General features: G+C 68.7%; 6 protein-coding genes. 2 read left to right on the top strand and 4 right to left on the bottom strand.

Going from position 1 to position 5,499, the window contains the following annotated elements; genetic code table 11:
• Positions 1 to 111: 111 nt before the first annotated feature.
• Positions 112 to 1,122 (bottom strand): winged helix-turn-helix domain-containing protein, encoded by a 1,011-nt coding sequence (locus A3ES_RS50700; RefSeq protein WP_020393416.1) that lies wholly within the window; start codon positions 1,120 to 1,122, stop codon positions 112 to 114.
• A 99-nt stretch (positions 1,123 to 1,221) separates the two neighbouring features.
• Here A3ES_RS50700 and A3ES_RS0145085 point away from each other — a divergent pair, with 99 nt between their 5' ends.
• The gene (locus tag A3ES_RS0145085) at positions 1,222 to 2,163 is read left to right on the top strand and encodes an NHL repeat-containing protein (RefSeq protein ID WP_020393415.1); all 942 of its coding nucleotides are present in this window, start codon (positions 1,222 to 1,224) and stop codon (positions 2,161 to 2,163) included.
• On the opposite strand, the gene A3ES_RS0145080 is transcribed toward A3ES_RS0145085, so the two are convergent.
• Together A3ES_RS0145080 and A3ES_RS54850 are read right to left on the bottom strand one after the other, a co-directional pair.
• Positions 2,164 to 2,583, bottom strand: coding sequence for a MarR family winged helix-turn-helix transcriptional regulator (locus A3ES_RS0145080; protein WP_020393414.1), 420 nt, complete (start codon positions 2,581 to 2,583; stop codon positions 2,164 to 2,166).
• Positions 2,584 to 2,679: 96 nt separating this feature from the next.
• Complete coding sequence (locus A3ES_RS54850; RefSeq protein ID WP_157631090.1) at positions 2,680 to 2,823, bottom strand: hypothetical protein; 144 nt, start codon at positions 2,821 to 2,823, stop codon at positions 2,680 to 2,682.
• A 331-nt stretch (positions 2,824 to 3,154) separates the two neighbouring features.
• Here A3ES_RS54850 and acs point away from each other — a divergent pair, with 331 nt between their 5' ends.
• Positions 3,155 to 5,089 (top strand): acetate--CoA ligase, encoded by a 1,935-nt coding sequence (acs, locus tag A3ES_RS0145075; protein ID WP_040457243.1) that lies wholly within the window; start codon positions 3,155 to 3,157, stop codon positions 5,087 to 5,089.
• Positions 5,090 to 5,218: 129 nt separating this feature from the next.
• Here the strand turns inward: acs and A3ES_RS50695 are convergent.
• Positions 5,219 to 5,499, bottom strand: a 281-nt coding sequence (locus tag A3ES_RS50695; RefSeq protein WP_026162488.1) for a hypothetical protein, incomplete at its 5' end; no start/stop codon positions are given.

The raw sequence follows: 5,499 nt of genomic DNA, 5'->3' as shown, positions 1-5,499 counted from the left end.
CAGCACCCCGCATCCACACCGACCTTGCCCAGCACCCCGCATCCACACCGACCTTGCCCAGCACCCCGCATCCACACCGACCTTGCCCAGCACCCGCGAACTGCACCGGCCCTACGTCCCCGACCCTCGCGTCGACGAGTCCCGGACCTGCTCCAAGGTGCCCCGGGATTGCCCCGTTAGTAAGCGGTGGGCTGTGGGGGTCAGCGAGTGGTGGGCTGTGCCTGCCATGCGGTGGGTGGTGATCAGGCCGGCGTTGCGTAGTACCCGGGTGTGGTCGCTGGCTGAGGCTAGGGAGATTCCTGTGCGGCGAGCTAGCTGGGTGGTGCTCGCGCTGGCGGTTAGGGAGCGGAGTACGGCGGCACGCGTGCGGCCCAGGAGTTCGGCGAGGGCGTCTACGTCCGCCTCGTCGGCGGCAGGCAGGTCGGCGCACGGGTAGACGAGCACCGGGCGGCGGTCAGGTACGTCCAGCACCAGGCATTCCGCGGTCAGCGACGACGGGTAGAGGAGCAGACCGCGACCCCCGAGCACGACGTCAAAGGTGGGCCCAGGGCCGATCCCGTACGACGTCAGGACCGGCACCTCCCAGTCGATGTCCGGATGCAATCCGCTCAGCAGTCCCTCGACCCCCTCCTGCAGCACGGCCCGCGACCGCAACGCGAGATCCGCGCCATACCTTCGCTCCAGCTCCAGCCCCGACGTACCCAGTACCTCGTGATGAAACTCCCGTACTGCGTTGCCGAGCGCGCGCCGCGAGCCCGCAGTACCGGCGAGCAGTCCGCGCATGAAGGGCTCGACGTCAGGCGGCAGATAAGGCTCGAGCACATCCCGAACCACCTCGGCCGGCGTCTCCATCAGCATCGCGACGGCCGGCTCCAGCCCAGGCGTCGACACCTCCGGGGTGAGGAAGTCGGGGAACTGCCCCGCCGGGCTGATCAGCTTGAACAGCGGACGCATCGACGGCCGGAGCAGCGGCGCCACCTGCCGTCTCCACCGTCGCGCGACCGACGGGATCGCCCGATCGCCCAGCGCCCGCGCGGCCAGCGCCGCCTCCCAGAGCGGTTCGGGCTCGGCCGGAAACATCACCCGTGCGAGATCGCCCGCGCTGAAGTGGATCCGGATCATGACCGTGATTGTGCCTGCCCGAGAGCTCGCCGGATAGACGCCTTCGGCCAGAGCCGAAACCGGTCGAGATGCCCGGCGCTCAGCGACCACGCTGGCCCGATGATCCCCAGACGAACCGCCGCCACCATCCTGCTGGCCGCGCCGCTCATCGCCGCGACCATTCAGCCCGCCGCCCAGGCTCATCAGCTGCACTGCCCCCGCCCGCAGACCTACGTCGTCTCGACCACACCCGGCGACACCCCGGAGGGCATTGAGGTGACTCCCAACGGCACGATCTACGTCACCAGCGTCGGTACCGGAGCCGTCTACCGCGGCACGGTTCACGAGCCCCGACTCAAGCCGTTCCTGCCCGCCGGCAGCGACGGCCGGACGGCCGCGACCGGCGTCCACGTCGACCGCTGGGGTCGGGTCCTGGTCGCCGGCGCCGGCACTTCCAAGCTCTACATGTACGACGCCCGCGGCCGTCTCCTCGCGATCCGCCCGGCCGCGGACGGCTCGTTCCTGAACGACTTCGCGTTCACCAAGGACGCCGTCTACGTCACCGACTCCGCGCACAACCAGATCTGGCGCGCCTCCCTCACCAGGGACGGCCTCGGCAAGCTGAGGCCCTGGCTGACGCGCGACAAGATCAAGCCGATCCCGTACTTCCTCAACGGCATCGTCACCGACGGCCAGACCCTCCTGGCCGGCGAGCAGGGCCAGGACGTCACCTACCGGATCGATCTGCGTACCAAGGCCGTGACCACGCTGGAGATCACCGGCGCGAACGGCGTCCTCTCGGGCGACGGCTATCTCCTCGAAGGCCGCCGCCTGTACGCCGTCTACAACGCGGGCGGCGGCAAGTACGTCACCAGGTTCGCGCTGCTCAACCAGGACTGGACGAAGGCGGAGGTGATCGCGGATTCGATGCCGGGGGCAACCAATGCGACCCCGACCACCATCGCCCGCGACGGCCACCGCCTGCTCTGGGTGAACAGCCAGCTCGACGCCGCACCCGGCACCCCGCCGTACACGGTGTCGGTTGTGCCAGGACTGCGCTGACTAAAGATCGTCGGCCATTCGGGAGAGGATGGCGCCGGCGGCGAGTACCACCTCGCGGTCGTCCGGTGAGAGGCGGGCGAGGAGCTTGGCGAGGTCGCCGACCGCATGCCGGCCGACGGCCTTGACCATCTGGTCGCCGGTGGGAGTCAGGACGACAGAGGTCGCACGCCCATCCAGTACGTCGGCCTGGCGGCGGGCCAGTCCGGCCGCCTCCAGTGCCGCGACCGTGGTGGTCGCGGTCGGCTGCGAACAAGGCACCCGGGTCGCGATCTCGCCGATCCTGATCGGCTGGTCGTCCCCGATCAGCAGCAGCGCGATGAACTGGGTCGGATGCAGCGTGCTGCTGGCGCCGGCCCGGCCCAGATGCCGCACGATCCGGTGCATGCCGACCAGCAGTTGCAGGGTTTCCCGCTCGATCATGCCCACCCCCGTCACCGCCGAATGCGCCATCGTGACACACCAGGAGCCCGGAACCGAGAGGTTTAGACCAGGGTCTAGTTGCAGGAAAGTGCAATCTCACCAGGTCGGCAGCTGCGCGCGGGCAGTCCGCTGAGTACGACGTACGCGGCGCTCGCGGGCGTGGACCCGGCGACGGGCAGCGCGGGACAGCCTGCGCTTCGCACCCGGCTGCTCGGTCACCGTCTCGCTGTGCTGGTACATCGCAACTCCCCCTTCAAGAACATCCATCGACACGCCAACTCCGATGCAGCGGAGCCCGATCTGGTTCCATCTCCCGGGCAGATCGACCCCCGCTGCCGCCCAGTGACGAGGACCGCACTCCCGGTAGCGGGTTTCTGCTCGACCTCGAATATGGCCCGTTCGGCGCAGATCGTGGGCGGCTGGGCGAGGCACCAGTACCGCGGGTGGTCCGGCGTTGGTAGAAAGGGGTTCGGAGCGCGCTGTGTGCGTTCCGTTGTCTTGCAGCTCTCAACGAGGAGTCCGCGACGTGACCAGTTCCGAGTCCAACCAGTCCGATGCGCTGTCGAACCTGATGCACGAGGAGCGCCGGTTCGAACCGCCAGCCGAGCTCGCGGCCAACGCGAACGTCAAGGCGGACGCCTACGCGGCGGCCGACGCCGATTTCGAGGGCTTCTGGGCGGAGCAGGCCAAGCGGCTCAGCTGGGCCGTCGAGCCCACCGAGACGCTGGACTGGAGCAACCCGCCGTTCGCCAAGTGGTACGCCGACGGCAAGCTCAACGCGGCGTACAACTGCGTCGACCGGCACGTCGAGAACGGCCTCGGCGACAAGATCGCCTACTACTTCGAGGGCGAGCCCGGCGATACCCGCGAGATCACCTACGCCCAGCTCAAGGACGAGGTCAGCAAGGCGGCCAACGCGCTGCTCGAGCTGAACGTCCAGGCCGGTGACGTGGTCGCCATCTACATGCCGATGATTCCCGAGACCGTGATCGCGATGCTCGCCTGCGCCCGGATCGGGGCCCCGCACACGGTCATCTTCGGCGGCTTCTCCGCGGACGCGCTCAAGGGCCGGATCCTGGACTGCGACGCCCGCGTCGTGATCACCTCCGACGGCGGCTACCGCCGCGGCGCTCCGGCCGGGCTGAAGCCGGCCGTCGACGCCGCGCTGGTCGACTGCCCGGACGTGCGCAACGTCGTCGTGGTCAACCGCACCGGCCAGGAGACCGCGATGGTCGAGAACCGCGACCTGTGGTGGGAGGACTTCGTCGGCAAGCAGTCGACCGAGCACACGCCTGAGGCGTTCGACGCCGAGCACCCGCTGTACGTCATGTACACGTCCGGCAGCACCGGCAAGCCCAAGGGCATCCTGCACACGACCGGCGGCTACCTGGTGGGTACGGCGTACACGCAGTGGGCGGTGTTCGACCTCAAGCCCGACACGGACGTCTACTGGACCGCTGCCGACATCGGCTGGGTCACCGGCCACAGCTACATCGTGTACGGCGCGCTGGCGAACGCCACCACCTCCGTGCTCTACGAAGGCACCCCGGACACCCCGCACCAGGGCCGCTGGTGGGAGATCATCCAGAAGTACAAGGTCTCGATCCTGTACTGCGCACCGACGGCGATCCGCACGTTCATGAAGTGGGGCAAGGACATCCCGGAGAAGTTCGACCTCTCCACCCTGCGCGTGATCGGATCCGTGGGTGAGCCGATCAACCCGGAGGCCTACATCTGGTACCGGGAGAACATCGGCGGCAACAAGGCGCCGGTCGTCGACACCTGGTGGCAGACCGAGACCGGCATGCACATGATCTCCCCGCTGCCCGGCGTGACGGCGGGCAAGCCGGGCGCGGCGATGAAGGCGATCCCGGGCGTGAGCATCGACGTGGTCGACGACGCCGGCAAGTCGGTGCCGGACGGCTCCGGCGGCTACCTGATCATCACAAAGCCGTGGCCGGCGATGCTGCGCACGCTGTGGGGTGACGACGAGCGCTTCAAGGAGACGTACTGGTCGCGCTGGCCGGGCGTGTACTTCGCGGGTGACGGCGCCAAGAAGGACGAGGACGGCGACATCTGGCTGCTCGGCCGGGTGGACGACGTGATGAACGTGTCCGGCCACCGGCTGTCGACCACCGAGATCGAGTCGGCGCTGGTGTCGCACCCGAAGGTCGCCGAGGCGGCCGTCGTGGGTGCGTCCGACCCGACCACCGGCCAGGCGATCGCGGCCTTCGTGATCCTGCGGTCGGAGGCCGGTGACGGCGGCCCGGACGTGGTCCAGGAACTGCGCAACCACGTCGCCAAGGAGATCGGCCCGATCGCGAAGCCGCGCCAGATCATGGTCGTCGCCGAACTGCCGAAGACCCGCTCCGGCAAGATCATGCGCCGCCTGCTCCGCGACGTCGCCGAGAACCGCGAGGTCGGCGACGTCACCACCCTGGCCGACAGCTCGGTGATGGACCTGATCAAAACCAACCTGGAGTCCGGCAAGTCCGACGAGGACTGACCCTCCGAACCAGCGAACAGCCTGTACCCCTGCACCGGGGTACAGGCTGTTCGCATGTCTGAAGGGAAGCCACTCGCCGCCGACGGTGACGCGTTGGTTTGATTTACTCGAACAGATGTCCTATGTCGCTTAGGGTGGATATGGTGAGCGGAGGCTGGGTGCGCCTTTGGGGTCGGTGTGCTGGCGCTGCTGGGGGGCGTGGCCGTGGTGTCGGGTGAGGTGTTCGCGGATCAGTTCGGCCCAGCGGGTCTGGTTGGTCCAGCCGTTGCGGCGGGCGGCGATGAGCTTCAGCAGGGCGTCGGTGCGGACCTTGTTGGTGAGCTTGGCGGCGCGGTCGCCGATGGTCTCGTCGAGCTGGTGGAAGAACTCCTCCAGTGCCCCGGTGGTGTTGGGTCCGGCCGCCGCACGGG

It is taken from the genome of Kribbella catacumbae DSM 19601 (assembly GCF_000372465.1).
GTDB lineage: Bacteria > Actinomycetota > Actinomycetes > Propionibacteriales > Kribbellaceae > Kribbella > Kribbella catacumbae.
Note: the sequence above shows the minus strand (reverse complement) of the source record. Positions and strands in the feature narration are given on the sequence as shown.